This window comes from Lacihabitans sp. CS3-21 (genome assembly GCF_024343675.1).
Classification (GTDB): domain Bacteria; phylum Bacteroidota; class Bacteroidia; order Cytophagales; family Spirosomataceae; genus Leadbetterella.
Window position 1 is genome coordinate 38,519 of sequence record NZ_RJUD01000003.1, and the last position, 20,019, is coordinate 58,537.

A 20,019-nucleotide genomic window follows, 5' to 3' on the forward strand; every position below is an offset into this window, starting at 1 on the left:
GACAAAATGCGACATTTTGAAGGCCGAATACGACAAGTTTTTAGTTAAAAAGGCTTTCTAAATCTACATTTTGCTTTATGGGTCCAACCGTTGTCAACTTAATTTTGGCCATATTGGCACCAGCTTGGGCACATTCTTTTGAGCTTTTTCCAGACAAATAAGCTGCCAAAAAGCCTGACCAAAATGAATCTCCTGCCCCAGTTGCATCCAATACCGTTATGGCCTCTGGTTTGTTGAAAATCAACTCTTTTCCGTTTGATACCACGCTTCCTTTTCCGCCCAATGTATAACAAATTAGGGTAGCTCCCCACTTATGAAAATCTTCAAATACCTTTTCCATAGAAACGGCTTCTCCATAAAAGCGTTCTGCATCGTCTTCGCTAAGTTTTATCAAGGCACCATTTGATAGGTACTCTTTTATTACTTTGTGAGCCTCTTCTCTATCAGGCCAAACTCTTTCGGCATAATTTAAGTCTGCACTTAAGATGCATCCAGCATTTTTTGCTCTTTTGGCTGCATCTAAGACGGATGCTTGTGATGGTTGCTTGCTCAACGGCCAGCAGGTGGTATGGAATACTGAACAATTTTGAAGTAATTCGTCAGGAATGTTTTCGGGATTTATCATTCTATCAGCAGTGCGGTAAGGGATAAAGTCGGGAGTTCCAGTAGTTCTTGACACTAAAACAATGGAGCTGGGTTCATTTTTTTCATAGATTACTAAACTTGTATCTACTCCAGCTACGGCAACTTTTTCTACCAAATATTTTCCTAGATTATCTGTCCCAACTGCACTGATTATGGCAGTTTTAAATCCCAAGCGGGCCATGTTAGCGGCCAAATTAGCAGGGCTTCCGCCTTGAAAGCGTTCAAATTTCGAAGTGTCAAAAAGGCTTGTTGTTGTTTCAGTTCCGATAAAGTCGCCCAAGAGTTCACCAACTGCTACCAATCCGTATTTTCTTTTATTCATAGGTTTTGTATTGAAAAACAAAAATTGGGAATTTTTAGGCCAAAACAAACTTAAAAAGCAGATTTTTGTTAGCTATTTTGAAACGAAATATTTAATGGCAGAAAATTTATATATTCCAGAAACTACCGAAAGAGTCGAAATTTATGAGGCGGTTATTCCACAGATAGAGGCTCTCATTTCTTCAGAAACTAACTTAATCGCTAATTTAGCCAATATTTCGGCGGCATTAAAACAAGCTTTCGGATTTTATTGGGTAGGTTTTTATTTGGATAACAAATCGGGTGAATTGGTATTGGGGCCATTTCAAGGGCCTATTGCCTGCACACGTATTCGTTATGACAAGGGTGTATGTGGTCACAGTTTTTCTACAAAAGAAACTGTCATTGTACCTGATGTGGATCAGTTTCCGGGTCATATTGCTTGTAGTTCGGCCTCAAAATCTGAGATTGTAATGCCACTTTTCGACTCAAAAAATGAAATTTGTGGTGTTTTGGACGTGGATTCAGATCTTTTGGATGACTTTTCGGAACTAGATAAAGTTTGGCTTGAAAAACTTTTGAAGGTTTTAGGAGATAAAATTTGAACTGTATTTTCTTCATTAACATTTTCCTTAACACTGATTATGAGCTTTTTATAAAAAGTTTAAAGACGTACTTATTTTTTATGCAAACCCAGATAGGTTTTCATGCATCTAAGTGATAAATCTCAGAAATAGAATTTTAACACTTAAAAATTACGATTATGAAAAAGCTATTGATTTTAGGACTGCTCTTTTCTACTGGATTGTTTCAGGCTTGTACTGTAAACGAAAATCCTCAACCTATTACTAACGAACTATTAGCGGAGGTCTTTGAAGTTAAGGCTGATTTTACACCGGGCAACAGCTTCAGAAATTATTATAACCTAAGTCCTGTGATTTTTGATTCTGATGTGCTTTTGGTTTATGAATTTGTTGGATTGGACAAAACTGGGGCTGATATCTGGAAACCACTTCCACAGATTTATACTTCGGATAATGGCATTCATCAATACAATTTTGACTTTACCAAATTGGATTTTAGTATATTTCTAGATGCAAATTTCGATAGAATGAGGCTTAATAATTCTTGGAGATTGGGCAAGACTTTCAGGGTGGTAATTGTTCCTGGAAAATTTGCCAAAATGGTGGATAAAAACAATTTGCAAAACGTGATGAATACGCTCAAATTGACTGAAAGCTCCGTAGTGGATTTAACCATATAATGAACGGTAATAAAAACTCCTTCAAATTACCTCAGCCAAAGGTTGGGGTATTTTTTTGTTCGTCAATCAAATTTAGCTCGAGTTTCAATTTGAAACCACTGTATTCATTTCTAAAAGATTCTTCCATGTAATAATTGAGAATTTGTACCGCCTGATCAATACTCAATCCATCGTTATGAATGTTTGAAATACAATTTCTACTTTCATCGGTTAGGCCTATTTTAGGCTGAAAAGTGGTGTAAATTCCCATACTTTTGGGTGAAGATAATCCAGGTCTTTCTCCAATAAAAATGGCGGTGAATTTTGCTTCCAAACGTTCTCCAATTTCATCGGCAATGGCTACACGTCCGTTTTCCACCAAGGCTAGTGCTATTTTATAGTTTTTCGACCATGCTGGAATAAGACGCTTCAACACATTTATAATTTGATTGTTCACCGCTTCGGCCGAAAGCCCATCAGTAATTACCAGTACGATGTCCAGTTTTTCTTTATTTTTTTCTAAAATTTCTAGAGAATTGTTGTCCAATCTCCTACCTAAATCCGGCCTTTTTAAATATTCTATTTTGTTTTCTACCTTACTTTTTAGACAGAAAAGTGGTATATGAAATTCTAAAAGTGCCTTAGTTAATAGCTCCATATTCAAAGGTGAAAATACTGCATCTTTGGCTCGGGCATGATCAAGTTTAAGTGATAAAGTTTGCTGAGTAGGCAAGGATCCACCCACATTTCCTAGACCAATCCTGGCGTTGGTTTGGGTTTTTAGTAGTTCGCTTGGGTCGGTTTGTATGAGTTTATTTTCCATGCCTATTTAACAATAAATGTTTGCTATTCAAGGCGTTTCGTTCGCCTTTTTCATTGATGATTCCTTGAGCCAAAAGCCAGGCCTCGAATTCTGGAGCGGGGCGTTTTTTCAATACTTTTCGTACATACATGGCGTCATGAAAAGACGTGGATTGATAGTTTAGCATGATGTCGTCCGTTCCGGGTACGCCCATAAAGAAGTTGCAACCGGCCACTCCGAGAAGTGTCATGAGGTTGTCCATGTCGTCTTGGTCAGCCTCAGCATGATTGGTGTAGCATACGTCCATCCCCATAGGCAAACCGAGTAATTTTGCACAAAAATGATCTTCTAACGCAGCTCTGATTATTTGTTTTCCGTCAAAAAGATATTCTGGGCCAATAAAGCCAACCACAGAATTTACTAGAAAGGGATTGAATTTTCTAGCAAGAGCATAAGTTCGTGCCTCACAGGTTTGTTGATCCAAGCCATGGTGGGCGTTGGCTGAAAGTGATGAGCCTTGGCCAGTTTCAAAATACATAACTTGTTGACCTACCGTGCCTCTTTTAAGTTCGGTAGCCGCCAGAAAACCTTCATTCAAGATGTTTAAGTTAACTCCAAAAGAGCTATTGGTTTTTTCAGTGCCACCAATGGATTGAAAAACCAAATCAACTGGAGCGTCTTTAATAATGCTTAAGGTTGTTGTAATATGGCTCAGAATGCAGGATTGTGTAGGTATTTCGAATTTTTCTCGTAATTCATCCAGCATTTTCAAAAGATTACTTACTACTTCAGGGCTGTCCGTTGCTGGGTTAATTCCGATTACTGCATCCCCGCAACCATACATTAAGCCGTCAATTGTACTGGCCAAAATGCCGCTTTGAAAATCGGTAGGGTGGTTGGGTTGGAGTCGAATGGCTAATCTTCCTTTTTGACCAACAGTGGTTCTGAACCTTGATATTACTTCACATTTTTGTGCAACTGCTATTAGGTCTTGATTTCGCATAATTTTTGAAACTGCTGCAACCATTTCGGGCATTAGTCCCATTTTTATTTGATCTAAAACCTCTGTGTCCGTAGCATCTAAAAGCAACCAATTTCTGAAATCCCCTACAGTCAAATGACGGATGATTGAAAAACTATTTTTGTCGAGAGAATCTACTATCAATCTTGTTATTTCGTCTGATTCATATGGAATTAGGTGATCCGTCAGAAATAGATTGAGAGGAACTTCGCTTAATGCAAACTGTGCTGCTACGCGTTCCTCATTGCTTTCGGCACTTATGCCGGCCAATGCATCGCCTGTCCGATAGGGACTTGCTTTGGCCATTAGGGTTTTAAGGTCTTTGAAGTTATAGGTGAAACTATTTACTGTATATCGAAACTCCATTTGCCGTATTTTTTAGGAGAAAATCAAATAAGTGATGATCAAAACAATGATGCTGCTTACAATGATTGGATGAAGATACGCCAAAATTAGCATACAAAAAACAGATAATATCAGAGCCAAATAGGGAAACGTTTTCTGGACAAAGCTATTAAATTCAAGATGATGATGTTTGTGTTGAGTTTTTTCATTTTCTCCTTCAAAAATCGCTTTTGGGTCAAGCTTTTTCTTTTTTCGAAGAATAATTAGACTCGAACTCACGCCAAAATACATACAAACAGCTCCAAAAACTGAAAGTTCTATCAAAACCGATGTTGAACTTCCCCAAATGGCAAAAATGCTTGCTAAGAACACCACGCCAGCAGCAAGTGCTCTGTTAAGTTTGTATTCTGGGAATATTCTTTTTAGAAAATATTCTATTTGAAAAGTGGTGGTAAAGGCAATTCCTTGAAGAGAAGCGATAAGACCAAATAGCCCTAAAAACGTAAAAACCTGAGTTATGGGGTTATTTTTACCTAAAATTAAGCCCAAAGTTGCTGGCATTGGATGATTGTCTTTGCTTATAATATCCCAGCTTTCTGGGTTTAATGCGATTCCGCCAGCAGCCAAAATCAATATTAAAGTCGCCAATATGGCGAGGGTCCAAAAGGCCGATTTATAGCCTATGCCCAAGGTTTTTCTTAGTTTTTTATGTTTTGTATTTTTGGAAACAATAGAAATACCTTCAATGGCTAGAAACATCCAAATGGCAAAAGGCATCGCCCGAACGAATGTATCAAAAGTTAACTCTCCAAATTGTTTGTTTTGGGACAAATTGGGCAAAGAAAACTCAGAAACAATTGAACCTGAAAATATCAAAAGCTCAAAAATCGCCAACAAAGTCAACGTGATAATCACTTGGATGCCAAAATTGAAATTGAATAAACTTACCAAACAAAAGAATGCAATGAATGCCGTGGCAATCCAATTGGTATTTTCGAGGTGACCAGTCAGGAATCCCAAATATTCACCAATTGAAGTGGCAATTGCTGGATTTACAAATAGAAATTCGAATAATATAAGTATGGAAATTATCTCAGCCCATTTTTTACCAAATGCGTTTTTTATGTAAATGTGAGGGCCATTGGCTTGGGGATATACACAAGCTAACTCGATGAGACAAAGTACCAATGCATAGTACAAAACTGCAGTAACTGCCACTGGAATAAAGAAGCCTAACGGCCCAGTAATTGCCCAACCTAAATTCCAGCCAAAAGACTCACCAGAAATAACCAATCCAACGCCAATGGCCCAAATAGAAAATGCTCCTATTTTCTTTTGTTTTGTTTCAAAATTACTTGATGCCATTTTGTTTCGTAGGGTTTTAACAACAAAATACAGAATTGGTTTTTTATTGGAAAGAAACCATTTGATTTACCTTTAAAAAATTTTATTTTCTATTTGATTAGTGCATTTTGGTTGGTATAGAAGATGCTTTGAATGAATCAAGAAAAAAAAAGACACGGACTTAATTTATCCGTGTCTAATCCAATAATTCCGTGTTCTTAAAAATTTAGGCCTTCAGTATAACCAATTCGCCTTTTACAAACTCCATCAGTTCAGCTATATAAGCTTTTGAAAAATCAAATTTGATACCAGCTGCTTCATAGATTTCTTTTATGGTTTTGGTATAACCTAGTTTTAAAGCTGCCAAATATCCTTTCAGGCCTTTTTTAGGGTCTTTTTTATAATTTCTCCAAACACTGATGGCCCCTAATTGAGCCATGCCGTATTCAATATAATAAAACGGAACTTCATAAATGTGAAGTTGACGTTGCCATGCGTATTCTCTAAAATGTTCAAAACCAGACCAATCAGTTATTTTGTCTGAAAACTCTCCATTTATTCGCATCCAAGCAGTTTTTCTATCTTCTTCAGTGTGTCTTGGGTTTTCGTAAATCCAATGTTGGAATTTATCTACTGTTGCAATCCATGGCAATGCGGCTAAAATATCTTCCAGATGTTCTATTTTGGCTCTTTTCAAATTCTTTTCATCGGTGAAAAAAGTATCCCAATGTTCCATCGATATCAATTCCATACTCATAGAAGCCAGCTCAGCTACTTCCATTGTTGGATTTCTAAAGGCATTGATGGGCAATTCTCTAACTTCAAACGAATGTATTGCATGGCCACCTTCATGCACCATGGTTACCAAATCTCTTACGCTATCAGTGGCATTCATGAAGATAAACGGCACCCCAATTTCTTCCAAAGGGTAATTGTATCCTCCCGGAGCTTTTCCTTTTCGAGACTCTACATCAAAGTGCCCCATTGCTCGCATAATTTTAATATAATCTGATAGTTTAGGGTCTATTCTATCAAAACAGATTTCAGTTTTATCTAATAATTCTTTGCCATTTTCGAATGGTTTCAATGCCGGTCTGCCTTCTGCATCTACTTTCAAATCCCATGGTCTCAATTCTCCTAATCCAAGTTTTTCCTTACGTTCTGCAGTCATTTGGTTTACTATCGGCACCACCGTCTCGGCTACAGCTTCATGAAAAGCGAAACAATCGGCAGGCGTATAATCAAACCTTCCCATTGCAGCAAACATATAATCACGGAAATTTTCAAAGTCGGCATTCAATGCTTCTTGATGACGTAGGTCTCGCAGTTCATTGAAAATTACATCCAGTTTGTCCTTTTCACTGTATCTCTTCTCTGAAATCTTTCGCCAAGCATTTTCTCTAGCTTCTCGTTTTGTGGCCTGCAGAAAAGTGGCAGCTTTGGGCATTGTCATTTCTTCACCGTCAATCTCAACGGTCATTCCACCTGTAATTCCCTGATATTCTGTTTGTTTTAAAGATATTTTAGTATCAAGTTCAATGTTGGCTTCTCTGAAAATCTCAACAGATTTTCTTAAGCCACGCAACATTATATCGTATCCACCGCCAGACAGATTAAATTTTTCGGCTAATGCCAAAGATTTTTTGTTGAGTTCGTCTGAATATACTGCGGTATTGGGTGAAATTTCTTCTACAAAAAACTGATACGCTTTCTGATTTTCCTGGTCAGAAGTATCACAAGTCATCTTAATATAACGCCAAGCCATATTTTCTGACAAATACGACTCTAATTCACTTCTATCTCGAAGCCATTTTTCAAATTCTTCTTTAGAATTTATCTCTCTCAATTTAAGATTTTCATAAAAAGGCTTTACTAAATCCCACGATTCCAATTTAAAATCTTCTCCCAAAAATTCTCTTTTTCTACGTTCTAATATTCTGTTGCTCATAATCATTGTTTTCAAGATGCAATTTAGGAATTGATTCTTAAGGGATGAAAATTAGTTTATTTTAGTTTTCTCAAAAATTTCTATCTTTATTAAAAAATGGCATTATGAATTCAAAAATTAAGGTTATCGTATTTCTTACAATCATCTTTATAACGAATGGGAATTGTGTTTTTTCACAAAATGCCAATCTCTCTGATAAATGGGCGGTGGGTTATTACTCAAAGATAAATTTAGGAAATGGACTAGTTTGGAAAACAATGAAATTTGGTGAAAAGAATCTTTTTGGAATGAATGAAAACATCAATATTCTAGAAACCAAATTAAAAAATAAGAAACTCAAATTTGCTCTAGCCTCTGCAGATTCTGCTTCTAAACCCAATCACACTAGTGGAGTATTGAAACCAACAAGCCAAATTGCAATGGAAAACGATGCTTTGGCGGCAGTAAATGCAGGTTTCTTCGACATGAAAAGTGGTGGAGCAGTAGATTTTATAAAAATAAATGGTCAGGTATATGACACTTCTAGGGTATATGCCAAACAAAGATTGCCATTTAAACAGGCCATTTCTGCACTTACTATAAATAATAATAGCGTGAGAATTATAAAAGGCGAACAAGAAAAAGGTTGGGAAGAGAAGCTTGACGCCGAATATGTTCTTTTGACTGGCCCGCTTTTGTTGTTTGAAAACCAACCTCAGCCTTTAGCGAAAACTCCTTTTAACGAAAACCGCCACCCACGTACATGTGCATGTGTAACTACTGACAAAAAGTTATTATTAGTAACCATAGATGGCCGAGCCGCAGAGTCAGAAGGTATGAATTTGAATGAACTCACTGCATTTCTCAAAAGTTTAAAATGCAAAGATGCCATAAATTTTGATGGTGGTGGAAGCACCACAATGTACATTAAAGGCAGGCCAGAAAATGGAGTGGTAAACTATCCTTCTGACAATAAGAAGTTTGACCACCAGGGCGAGCGTTCGGTAAGTAATATTTTCATAATCAAATAATTTTTTTGACAGTTTGGAACAAAAAAGGAATGTAGATAGTTATTAATGTATATACATATATTGTAATAACATAAAACAATTGATAAAATGGCAATCTGGAAAATCGACCCTTTGCACTCAGAAGTGCAATTCAAAGTAAAACACTTGATGATCAGCACGGTAACGGGTGACTTCAAAGCGTATGATGCTACGGCAGAAACTGCTTCTGAAGATTCATTTGAAAACGCTCAAATCAGCTTTACGGCACAAATCGACTCTATTTCTACAGGAAATGAGCAACGTGACGGACATTTGAAATCAGGTGAGTTTTTTGATGCAGAAGCATTTCCAACTTTGAGTTTTGTTTCAACTTCTTATTTAAACAACAAATTGAAAGGCAACTTAACTATCAAAGATGTAACTAAGGAAGTTGTATTAGACGCGGAATTTGGCGGATTGATGACTGATTTCTACGGACAAACCAAAGCTGGGTTTGAAATTTCTGGTAAAATAAACCGCAAAGATTTCGGTCTAACTTGGTCAGCAGTAACAGAAGCAGGTGGTGTAGTAGTAAGTGACGACGTAAAATTGATATTGAACGTACAGTTGACTAAGCAGGCGTAAGTTGATTTTCGATTGAAGATTGTAGATTTACGATTTTGATGATAACAAAAAAGGCATTTTCAATTAAGAAAATGCCTTTTTTTTGTTATGAATTTCCTATCAATCCAACATCAAATAAGCCTTTATAAAATCGTCCAAATCTCCATCCATTACTGACTGAATATCAGAGGTTTCGTGACCTGAGCGTGCATCTTTCACGAGCTTGTATGGGTGAAAAACGTAGTTGCGAATTTGCGAACCCCACTCAATGTTTTTCTTCGATGCTTCTATATCACTACGGGCAGCGTTTCGCTTTTCGACTTCAATCTGGTACAATCGCGACTTTAGCATGTTCATGGCGTGCTCTTTGTTGGCCAACTGGCTCCGCTCAATTTGGCAGACAATCACAATTCCTGACGGTTTGTGGGTCAACTGCACCTTGGTTTCTACTTTGTTCACGTTTTGTCCACCAGCACCTCCTGAACGTGAAGTATGAAATTCTATATCGCCAGGATTTACATCTATTTCTATGGTATCGTCCACCAAAGGATAGGCATAAACTGATGCAAACGAAGTATGACGACGTGCGTTAGAGTCAAAAGGCGAAATACGTACCAAGCGGTGAACACCGTTTTCTGACTTCAAAAATCCATAAGCCATTGGACCATCAATCTGCATCGAAGCTGACTTGATTCCCGCTCCGTCACCGTCTTGCCAGTCTATTTGGGTTACTTTGTATTTGTGTTTTTGAGCCCACATGAGGTACATACGGTAGAGCATACTCGCCCAGTCTTGGCTTTCAGTTCCGCCAGCACCTGAGTTGATTTCTATCACCGCAGAAAACTGGTCTTCCTCATTCGAAAGCATTTTCTTAAGTTCAAGTTCCTCTATAATCGCCTCTGTTTTTTTACCTTCTGCCTTGATTTCTTCCTCTGTCACTTCATTCATTTGGTAGAACTCATGGAGCGTTTCAAGGTCGCCAATAGAAGTTTCGGCTTCTTCGTAGTACTCTGTCCAGTTTTTTAGGGTCTGGATTTCCTTTACAATTTTTTGTGCATGATCGGAGTCGTTCCAGAACTCCGGTTGGGCTTGTAGATTTTCTAAATCTCCTAGCTTCTCTTTCCGGCTATCGTAGTCAAAGATACCTCCTCAAAGCCGACACCCTGGCTCTCAAATCTTTCAACGCGTCTGTTGTCATGATTTCCTTAAATGGTTAAAAATTAATTAAAAAGTCTGCAAAGGTAGATAGAATTGAGGGAAAATGGAAGTTTGGATTTGAGGAAATATTTAATTTGAGGCTATATTCATAATTATATTTTTAAAAAACAAATCAACAACCGCATATCCTCAATCTACAGGCTTATAAGTATATCTACATTCCTCAATACACAGTGGATTGATATTAATGGTGTTGTTTTCGTTGAAAACCAAATTATGAGTCCACAATGCTTTGTTGCAAGATGGTCTAAACTCAATGGCTTGTTGGGTAGGATTTGTCTGAATTTCTATCACTTGATATTTACCCCCACATTCAAAAGCTCCATCTCCTTCTTTTCCGTTTGAAACCAAATATTCTCCATTTGCTTTAAATTCAATTATTACGCCATCCTTGATTTTTTTTAAAACACAAGCGTTTCCTGGGCTAATGCAGGTTTCAAATAGTTGCCATTTTCCCAAAATGGTATCTCTTTTTGCAAAAACCATATTATCGTTTTTTAAAGAACAAGAACAAAAGAGAAGAGCTATAAAAATTAAACTAATGATTTTTGGCATTTTAAATGATTTGTACTAGATGATTCGTAAAACTTTGTTTTAGTTGTGATTAATTTAAAAAGTAATATAAAACGGCCATCAAAAGCAGAATATATTCAAAAACTAATTCCCCTTTACAACCCCCTAGCCTCAAACCATACATTCACACTTTTGCCATTTTCGTCGGTGCAGGTGATGGTGTTTTTGCCTAATGCGGGTTTTATGAAAACACTTTTGAGGGCTTCAAATTTGCCCACCAGCTCATTGTTGTGATACCAAAATACATTTTGGGTGCCTACCGAGACACTTGCTTTAAGTTCGATTTCCTGTGGATTCTGCTTTTCGATATAATACAAGCCTTTGTTTCTAGGTGATACGATACTTAACGTATGTGATTTTGTAGTGTGCGTACAATTGGAATTATGTGGCGGTGGAGAGGTGTAAGGCAAGCCATTGCTTTGCAAAAACGACAAATATTCTGGTGGATAATTGATATATTCTTTCTGAACAGCCATATTTCTATCCAAACAAAAACCGCAATAACTCAAGGTTTCAGCGGCATTTACCCATACTTTTTTCAAATGCTGACATTTTTTTTTGTAAAATACATTTCCCACAAAAGAATCTATTTGGGTGTCTTTGCAGAAGTCGTTTTTGGGTAAACCAGTCACCGAACAAACTTCTCTGTAAACCAAACTTTCGGGTTTTTTAAACCACGGTTTGTTTTTTTCGATGGTATTGAATAGTTGGAAAAGTAAGGGTGTTGCTACTGCCGCACCGCTGAGTTGGGGAATACTTTCCCCCGAAAAATTGCCCAACCAAACACCCACCGTATAGTCGGGATTGTAGCCTATTGCCCAAGCGTCCCGTTTTCCGAAGGAAGTACCCGTTTTCCAAGCGATTTTGGGTAAACGAAATGTAAAATCGAAGTTATTGGGAAAATCAGGCCGCTGGATTCCGCTTAAAATATCGGAAATGATATAGCACGAAGCTGGATCGAGCAGTGATTTGGGTTGATTTTTTGGCAAATTAGCGTTTGAGGTAAAATTGAGTTCTTGGAAAAACCCTCCATTGGCAAATGTGGCATATAGCCGTACCATTTCTTCCATACTCACTCCGCATCCACCCAAAATGGCCGAAAGTCCGAGTTTATCCTCGTTTTTTTTGATGCTTTTGAAGTCCGCTTTTTTCATTTCAATCAAGAAATCGGCGAGGCCATATTCGTCCAAAGTTTTTACGGCTGGAATATTGAGCGATTGTTGCAAGGCGTCTTGCATACTCACTTGGCCTTGAAAAGTATCGTCAAAATTTTCGGGCTTAAAACCACCAAAGTCTGTTGGTATATCGTACAAAATGGCCTTTGGATTGATGATTCCCTTTTCCAAGGCCAAGGCATATAGGTAAGGTTTCAAAGCACTGCCTGGCGAACGAACGGAACTAATACCATCCACTTGTCCGCCATCCATGCTGTTTTTGTAGTCGGCAGAGCCGCAATACACCAGCACTTTCATGGTTTTGTTGTCCACCACCATAGCCATACCGTTTTTCACGCCGATCGTCTCTAGCCTTTGGAGATAAGCCGAAAGCTGTTTTTCGACTTGTAATTGATAGCCAGCATGTATTGATGAGCGAATGTAAGGCGAAGCAGATTCGGCCGCCAATCGGTCTGAAATATGCGGTGCCCGCTTAATGAAAGTGCTTCTTTTCAGATTTACAGTTTCGTTTTGAGCTAATGCAATCTCGTTTTTATTGAAAATTTGCTGTTTTTCGAAAAGCTTCAGCCATTTGTTTTTGAAAAACTCCAATTGCGAATTGTTTTTGCCCGAAAGCAAAAGGCTAGGTTTGTTAGGTACCAAACTCAAAACCATGGCCTGAGCCAAACTCAGCTGCGAAGGATGTTTTTGCAAATACACATACGAGGCAGCTTTAATGCCCTCCACATTGGAGCCAAAAGGAATCAGATTGAGATACAAAGCCAGAATTTCCTTTTTAGAATAATGCAATTCGAGCTGAACGGCTCTGATAATTTCCTTGATTTTGTTGAAATACGTGCGGTCGTTGGGATAAATCATTCGGACAACTTGCATCGTGATGGTAGACGCACCCGAAACCCGTTTTTTCTTCTGAATATTTGAAGCCAAAGCCCGAAAAATAGCGACTGGATTTACACCTGGATGATAGTAAAAGTATTTGTCCTCTTTCTCAATGATAGCCTTCAAAAAAAATGGCGAAACCTCCTCTACATTGGTTTTGAGCCGCCATTTGTCTTCATTGTTGAGGTATGCACTCAAAATCCGACCTTCATCATCCAGCACCACTGTTGAGTAATTTTCTGGGACTTTTACTGGAAATACCAAATCTAACACCAGCAAAATTGCTAGCATAGCCAAGGTGTATTTCACTTTGGGTGATATTAGGAAATGGGGTATTTTTATTTCTTTCAAAATTACGCCTTATAATCTTTTACAGTTGACAATTTCGAAACCTTGTCAACTGTTTTATGCTTGCACCCCCAATCAATTCACCACCACATTCCCACCGCCCCAATAGCTACGCAGGTTGTTGTTATACATGGCATCGGCTGAAACTGGGCCTTGTACGAATGTGCCTCTTGAGACTGCTCGGGCTAGGTAATAGTAGTGTCGTTCGGTGTTGTCCACGTTTACGAAATAGTTGATTCTGTCGTCTCGGATATCGAAATACGTTGCATTCGAGGCGTTTTTGATCCATGGCATGTCGCGGTCTTCTACCAATCTTGGGTTTTCTATTTCTAGTCCGGCTGGGAGCATGTCGGTTAACACTACGTTGTCCACATTATACATCAAGCCTGCTTGGGCACTGACCGTTAGTCGGACTACTACCAATTGGTTTTGTTTGAAAACTGGGGTTTTTATCACCTCACCTGTGCGGGTGAAATAGGTGCGGCGGGCTTTCAAAAATTTGTCTTCGGCTATAAACTTATTGTCTTTTCTAATGCCTTCCGACTCGTAGTAATAGTACAGATTGTCGTTAAGCGACTTCACGCTGATGCCTTTCGGATATTTAGTCATGTCTATCCACTGGCCTTTGCCTTCTACAGTTCTTATTAATTTGCCTTCAGAATATATCTCTGCTTTTCCAGTAGATTTTTTGGTTTTCAGGATTTTGCCCATCGCCAACATTGAAAAGGAAAGCTCTTGGGTATTCAGGTAAAGCGACTTATTGCTCAAAACACCATTGAGAGATTGTGTTAAACTCGCAATTTGTGGATTCAGCGGATCGGTTTCTACCAAAGTATTCAGAACCAATGCGAGGTTTCTGATCGGAGAAGAAAAACTATCGTGCAACATGCGGTCATAAACTTCTTTGACAAAAGTTTTCGGTAAAAGTTTTGAATACGAAGCATCATCTCCCATTTGTTTGAATGCACATGCTACCAAAAACTGTTGGTCAGACGAAAGCGTTGTAAAATTTGCTTTTAGCTGGTTCATAGCCGCAATATTTGGCACATCGGTGAGCGAAAGCACATAAAGCGAATAGGCGATTTCGGTTTTGAGGCGTTCTTTTTTCTTGTAAACGCCATTCGTTGCTGACCAGATGGTCTCTTTGGTTTGCTCTTCGTTGGTGCGTTGGGTGAGGTAATTTACCAGTTGCGTAATTACAGGCTTAGAAACTTCAAATCCAGATTTTTGGGCTTCCAAAAGAAAATGTAAGGCATAAGCCGTTCCCCACCAATATTCCTCTTGCGAACCCGGCCAATAACTTACGGAACCGTTGTAAAGCTGCATAGCTTCAATTTTTTGAATAGCCGCATTCACATTGTACTGCGGGTTCAATTCCGATTGACCCGATTCCGAAATCTCCATTTTTCCATCTATTTGCTGAATCAAATCGTCGAGATAAAGTTGTGGAAATGCTTTGGAAATAATCTGCTCCACACAACCATGCGGATAAGCCAATAGCGTTTCGAGGCGATTGCCAAACTGCATCATCGGCGTGTTGCCAATGTATATTTTAGAAGAAAAAGTACCAGGAATGTAGCCCGCAGGAGCAGCAAAAGCCAAATCGGTGTTTTTGGCCAAGATGCCCGAAGTACCAGATTTTTGCAGTGAACCAGCTGGACGAACACTTATTTCAGTAGTTTTGGAGAATGTTTCTTTGTCAGACTTTGCTATGACTTTTAGTTTTCCTAAGCCCATTTTGTCTTTTCCAGCCACTTCCAGGTCTAGGTGTTTTTCTTTTCCAGGTTCTAACGTAATGTTATTTTCAGCGAAATTGCCTACGGAAATTTGCCCTTCGGTTTGGGTAGAAAGTTTTACTGTTTGTGGCGATTCAGTGGTATTAAAAAATGTCACAGGCACTTTTACTTTGTCTGTTGGACTTAAAAACAATGGCATGCCCACGCTGATACTTACAGGATCAGAAACCGTTATTTTTTGTTCAGATGAGCCAAATTTCTCGTCGTCGTAGGCCACCACCATGATTCTTAGACTTCCCAAAAACTCAGGAATATCAAACTCGAAACTGGCTTTGCCTGAAGCGTCAGATTTTATTTGTCCGCTCCATTTTGCTACTAATTCTGCACGACCATTGGCCAAAGGATTCACACGCTTGCCCATGCTGCCGTCACCACCAGTACTGCTTTTTCCATTCAGTTGGATTTCTGGCAAAAGCAATGGGTACAAATCAAACGAACGAACGCCTAAGGCTCTTTTTTGGTAAAAATATTCGTTGATTTTAGGTGTTTCTGTGTTTTTTAGTTGCAAAATACCTTCATCTACAACAGCAATAGTGAGTTCGGTATTCGGCGTGGTTTTAACAGAAACTGTTTGTTTGGTTTTTGATCTAGATTTTTCAAAGGCAGTAATTACGATCGGAATTCTGCGTTTAGGGTCATCCACTTTGATGGTTTTCATGCCGTGAGCCGACATCAAAGGCAATTCTGGTTGATTCATCGCCCTTATCAAAGTGGCGGTGATATAGACATTTGGCAAATGGTTTGTGCCCAAATCAATTGAGATTTCCGCAGATTTGTTTTCAGTTTGCACAAATTTATGCTCCAAAATACCTGCATTTTCTATCGTTATGAGCAACTTTCCATCAAAAGGAGTTTTAAAAATCGCCTTGGCTTTTTCGCCCAAAAGATAATTTTCTTGATTAGTTTCTATTTGTACTTCTCCGTCGGTATCTACTTCAAAAGATGCCTTTGAGCCATAACCGTAAGCATAAAAGTTGGTACTTACATAACTTTCGGCATCTGTTGGTTTTACCCTGATTTCATATTCACCAGATATTTTTGGAACAAAATTTTGAATCAAATTTTTGCCTCCAAATTTCAATTCTTGGCTTTTGATGAGTTTCTCTTTTTTCTTCGAAACATATCGGAGACCTTCATCGGTTTTCTCCAAAACGGTTTGATATTCTAGTAGATAAATTTCCATCGTTCCGTTCGCTATCACGCTGGCTCCAGCAGAATTTAGAGCCGCTAATTCGATGGGAAAAGTGGCGTTTGTACCGACAAAATAGGCAGGAATTTTTACTCCAAAGAATTGTTTTTGGGTATAAATCTCAAAGGTTTTCTGACGGTGAACAGGTCTGCCAGTCTCATCAAAAACTGAAACCAAGACTTTCCCTTCTAATAAGCCTTTGTTGGCCAATTTGTCAGAAATATCAAAAATTTGTAATCCCTCGCCTTTGGCGTTTGTTATGCCGGTTCGGAGTTCGTTCTCAAACTTTGTTGGGTCGTCGATACCAAAAGTAAAGTCATCATAGCCTTTTGGCTCGAAAGTTTTGCGTTTTATAGAAAAATCGAGTTCGTATTTGTTGTCAGCAGCTGGTGGGCCAAAAAGATTATTGGCTTGCAGTTTGATGTTGGCTTTTTGGCCAATCTCCACTTTTTCTGGGGCATCAATATTTACTTTTATACGGTCGGGCATAAAGTCTTCCACCGAAATACTTTTGGAGCCAATGAGCACATTGTTGCCTGTAAAAACGTCCACATTATAGAAACCTGTCAGGGCCGAACGTTCCAGTTTAACCGAATGGCTGATAGCTCCCGAAGCGTTCGTTTGAGTCATTAATGAGCTTACTTCCTTACCATTGGGCTGTTTTATCTGAATTTTTATAGGAATGTTGCTTGGTGTTTGCCAATCGTTGTTTCTGATTACGGTGTTAAAATTAATGGTTTCGCCAGGACGATAAATCTCTCTATCTCCATAAATAAAGGCATCTAAGCCCGCTTCATTAAAGTTTTTACCTATGATGTCAAATTTGGAAGTTTCAATTTCAGTATCGTCAAAAAGTAAATAGTTGAAGTCTTCTTTTGAGGTGGCGGTGACCATAGCCACGGTAAAATTAGGGTTGTCTTTCTTTAGATTTTTGAAAACTACCATTCCGTTGGCATTGGTAGTGCCTTTGGTTATTTCTTGGTTGTTATTGCTTATCAATTTGATTTCTAAGCCAGAAATGGGTGTAGTTTGCATGATAGAATTGGCCAGAACTATCACATCTTCCTGATTTTGAGACATTTTAGTAATCAAGCCGATGTCTGAAATCGAGACAATTTTCTGAATTTTACGGTAATATTCGTCTTCAGATTCTATAGAAATAAAATAAATGCCTCGTTTCTCGGTTTGGTCTGGAAGGGGTAAATTCAAAACAGAAACACCTTGTTTTACGGGTAAATCTGCAGTCTCAATTTTTTTTGACGATACGGTATTTCCATACAAATCAGCCTCTGAAGAGTAATAGTATTCTTGTTCTTCGTCGCCATAATAGCTCCTACGAACACCTTTAAGGAAAGGAAGAATGTTGTTTTCATACACTTTCGAAATAGAAACGTTGACTTTCGGAATATTCACGATGTTGATGCCGATGTTTTTGTTGCCAACATTCGACATATACTGTGCGTTTTTATTCGTGAACTCCAAATACGGATTTACTTTTCCAAAAAATGCTTCGCCTTCATAATCTTCATCCATTTTGCCGCCTAATACCCCGGCAATGCTTTTATTTATTGTGATTTTGTATAAATCATCTTGATTAAAATCGCCTTTAATGGTAAAACCTTGGTCAGCAGCCTCAACGGTATATCTTACTGCCGGCTCAATTTTTATTTGTTTATCTAGTTGGCTGATGTCAATTTGCTGCGTGGTTTTGATATACACATAGCCTTTGAGTTTCTTGAAACTCGTCTGCATTTTCAGTATTTCCAATTTGTCTGCTGGCAAAAAATCAAGGTCTATCTTTTCTGCTTTTTTAAATTTTTGTGGATTGTCAGCCTTGGCAATAATTTTGGCTGTTATTTCTCCTTTTTTGGTATCAGGAAACGCAGCCAATGCCAAGACCAAGTTTGTTGAATTTTCGGCTGGCACCATTTTGTAATCCAGCTCCTTATCCCCATCCAAAATTGTGATTTCGTCTTTGATATTGTGGGCGTCATATTTGCCATTGAGTTCCAAAAGCACCCTTGCTTCTTTCTGATTTTGCTTGTTTTTGGCAAAATACACTTGAGAATCTTTCACTTTAAGGTAAGGCGTATGAAACTTGATAGTCTTATTTTTATCGATGCCCATTTTCCCTTTTTTTCTTTTCAAAAGATTTTCTGAGAGCTTTGCTTTGTATTCGTTGGCAAACTTCATTGGTTTAGAAGGAGAGAAAACCAACTCTTTTTTTCCAATCCATTTAAACTTTCCTTCGATTTTAGGTTCAAAATCCATGTATGGTGTACTTTCCCATTTGTTGAGGTCGCCATCGAAGACCAGCTCTTCGTCAAACTCAAAAAATAGATTTTGTAAAACTTCGATTTCGTCTCCGAAACCAAGGGTTTTTATACCTACTTCAGGTAGGTGGTTGCATGAATTGAAGAAGAAAACTAGAAGGAAGAAAAGAACACTGCGTTTCATTTTAGGTTGTTTTAAATTTTGAGTAAAACGGAATATCTGGTTATTAATTTGAGCAAGTTAGTGGTTTTTTTTAAAGGTTAAAATATTTGAAAGATAAGACTTTAGCCCAACAAAAAAACCTCCCATTTCTGAGAGGTTTTTATATGTTATTTTCCCTAAAATCATTTTTAATACATGGTCCCAATCGTTTCTTTTGGTCGGCCTCCTGGTGTTGTCACAAAAGCTTCAATAAACGAACTGAAATCTGGCGAAATGGCCAAAATCTCATTTTCTTCGAAAAGCACAGCATAATATTTGCCCCCAAGGTTTTCTATTTTGTAGTTTTCTTCCAAAAGAATGGTACTTTCCATCAAGTCAAACGCGTTGTCGCGGTCGTCTTCTCTTTCAAAGCCTACTGAACGCAAATAAAGACTTGCATCTGGATTATAAACTCCAAAATAGTATTTGTTATCTTCTCCTTGAAATTTCACAAAGCCCGTAATGCCGTAAGAATCCCAGATTCTGGCCTTGTCGAGGTATTCGCCAACATTTAAATAACCTTCTAGGCTATTCAAGATATTGCTTGTTGTGGCAATGCTCGTTGCTTCTACTGCCGACTCTTTGCTAACTATTTTTTCAACTGCATATTTAGCTTCTAATTCTGAAGAAAAATCGCACGAACGAGCTATTTCTTTGTTGTTTCCAGCTTTTAATACTACAAAAAACTTCTTTTTGTCTTTTTCTACCGAAAGTCTACCTGCTATTTCCTTGTTTTTTATAACCGATGCAATGCCATTTTTCCTTGATTTTACATCTATATACCCTTCACTTCTCAACAACACATTTCCAACACTATCTACAAAAGCAAAATAATATTTCTCGGTTTTTTTATCTTGAAATACAGTAAATCCGGCATTTTTAGGGTCGGCTTCGTGTCCGGCATAAGATTTACAAGGGAGGTAATCGTCATTTAATGCCATAGAATAATTGTTTATGTTATATTTTTTATAAGAAATAGATCCTTATTTTCAAAGTTCGTAAAATTTACAATTATAATTTTAAAATAAACAAGTTTATTATTTCATATTTAATCCAAACGAGCTTATTTTCAATTTTTTATAAAAATTGTTTTATTTTACATTTGATGTTTTTATTCATACTCTTT

At 38.0% G+C, this 20,019-nt stretch carries 14 protein-coding genes; 4 read left to right on the forward strand and 10 right to left on the reverse strand.

The window, feature by feature from the left end; translation table 11 throughout:
- Nucleotides 1-40: 40 nt before the first annotated feature.
- The gene (locus tag EGI24_RS02710) at nucleotides 41-967 is read right to left on the reverse strand and encodes a carbohydrate kinase family protein (RefSeq protein WP_255046724.1); all 927 of its coding nucleotides are present in this window, start codon (nucleotides 965-967) and stop codon (nucleotides 41-43) included.
- Nucleotides 968-1,061: 94 nt separating this feature from the next.
- Between EGI24_RS02710 and EGI24_RS02715 the strand changes: the two genes are divergently transcribed.
- A complete protein-coding gene (locus EGI24_RS02715; protein ID WP_255046725.1) occupies nucleotides 1,062-1,550 on the forward strand; it encodes a GAF domain-containing protein in 489 nt (162 codons plus the stop codon).
- A 158-nt stretch (nucleotides 1,551-1,708) separates the two neighbouring features.
- Nucleotides 1,709-2,209 carry a hypothetical protein gene (locus tag EGI24_RS02720; protein ID WP_255046727.1) on the forward strand — a complete coding sequence of 167 codons (501 nt, stop codon included), beginning with the start codon at nucleotides 1,709-1,711 and terminating at the stop codon, nucleotides 2,207-2,209.
- Between the two features lie 31 nt (nucleotides 2,210-2,240).
- Here EGI24_RS02720 and eutC read toward each other — a convergent pair whose 3' ends face one another.
- From eutC to EGI24_RS02740, 4 genes are all read right to left on the reverse strand, one after another.
- On the reverse strand, nucleotides 2,241-3,011 hold the full coding sequence (gene eutC, locus EGI24_RS02725) for an ethanolamine ammonia-lyase subunit EutC (protein WP_255046729.1): 771 nt from the start codon (nucleotides 3,009-3,011) through the stop codon (nucleotides 2,241-2,243).
- Nucleotides 3,001-4,377 carry an ethanolamine ammonia-lyase subunit EutB gene (locus tag EGI24_RS02730; protein WP_255046730.1) on the reverse strand — a complete coding sequence of 459 codons (1,377 nt, stop codon included), beginning with the start codon at nucleotides 4,375-4,377 and terminating at the stop codon, nucleotides 3,001-3,003. Before EGI24_RS02730 ends, eutC begins: the two co-directional genes overlap by 11 nt.
- A gap of 12 nt (nucleotides 4,378-4,389) precedes the next feature.
- Nucleotides 4,390-5,721 carry an amino acid permease gene (locus EGI24_RS02735; protein ID WP_255046731.1) on the reverse strand — a complete coding sequence of 444 codons (1,332 nt, stop codon included), beginning with the start codon at nucleotides 5,719-5,721 and terminating at the stop codon, nucleotides 4,390-4,392.
- Between the two features lie 205 nt (nucleotides 5,722-5,926).
- Complete coding sequence (locus EGI24_RS02740; protein ID WP_255046732.1) at nucleotides 5,927-7,648, reverse strand: M3 family oligoendopeptidase; 1,722 nt, start codon at nucleotides 7,646-7,648, stop codon at nucleotides 5,927-5,929.
- 104 nt (nucleotides 7,649-7,752) lie between these two features.
- On the opposite strand from EGI24_RS02740, the gene EGI24_RS02745 reads away from it, so the two are divergent.
- On the forward strand, nucleotides 7,753-8,658 hold the full coding sequence (locus EGI24_RS02745; protein ID WP_255046733.1) for a phosphodiester glycosidase family protein: 906 nt from the start codon (nucleotides 7,753-7,755) through the stop codon (nucleotides 8,656-8,658).
- Between the two features lie 87 nt (nucleotides 8,659-8,745).
- Entirely contained in the window at nucleotides 8,746-9,261 is a 516-nt protein-coding gene (locus tag EGI24_RS02750) for a YceI family protein (protein ID WP_255046734.1), read from the forward strand.
- 99 nt (nucleotides 9,262-9,360) lie between these two features.
- On the opposite strand, the gene prfB is transcribed toward EGI24_RS02750, so the two are convergent.
- The 5 genes from prfB to EGI24_RS02775 all read right to left on the reverse strand — a co-directional run bounded on the left by prfB (nucleotide 9,361) and on the right by EGI24_RS02775 (nucleotide 19,834).
- A protein-coding gene (gene prfB / locus EGI24_RS02755; protein WP_255046735.1) for a peptide chain release factor 2 occupies nucleotides 9,361-10,438 on the reverse strand; the annotation gives its coding sequence in 2 pieces (ribosomal slippage) (nucleotides 9,361-10,386 and nucleotides 10,388-10,438; 1,077 coding nt in all).
- A 149-nt stretch (nucleotides 10,439-10,587) separates the two neighbouring features.
- Complete coding sequence (locus tag EGI24_RS02760) at nucleotides 10,588-10,944, reverse strand: hypothetical protein (protein WP_255046737.1); 357 nt, start codon at nucleotides 10,942-10,944, stop codon at nucleotides 10,588-10,590.
- A 182-nt stretch (nucleotides 10,945-11,126) separates the two neighbouring features.
- Nucleotides 11,127-13,376: a penicillin-binding protein 1C gene (gene pbpC / locus EGI24_RS02765; protein WP_255046740.1), complete on the reverse strand. Its 2,250-nt coding sequence runs from the start codon at nucleotides 13,374-13,376 to the stop codon at nucleotides 11,127-11,129.
- A gap of 132 nt (nucleotides 13,377-13,508) precedes the next feature.
- Nucleotides 13,509-18,875 carry an alpha-2-macroglobulin gene (locus EGI24_RS02770; RefSeq protein WP_255046741.1) on the reverse strand — a complete coding sequence of 1,789 codons (5,367 nt, stop codon included), beginning with the start codon at nucleotides 18,873-18,875 and terminating at the stop codon, nucleotides 13,509-13,511.
- A 167-nt stretch (nucleotides 18,876-19,042) separates the two neighbouring features.
- The gene (locus EGI24_RS02775; protein ID WP_255046742.1) at nucleotides 19,043-19,834 is read right to left on the reverse strand and encodes a YegP family protein; all 792 of its coding nucleotides are present in this window, start codon (nucleotides 19,832-19,834) and stop codon (nucleotides 19,043-19,045) included.
- Nucleotides 19,835-20,019: the final 185 nt, after the last annotated feature.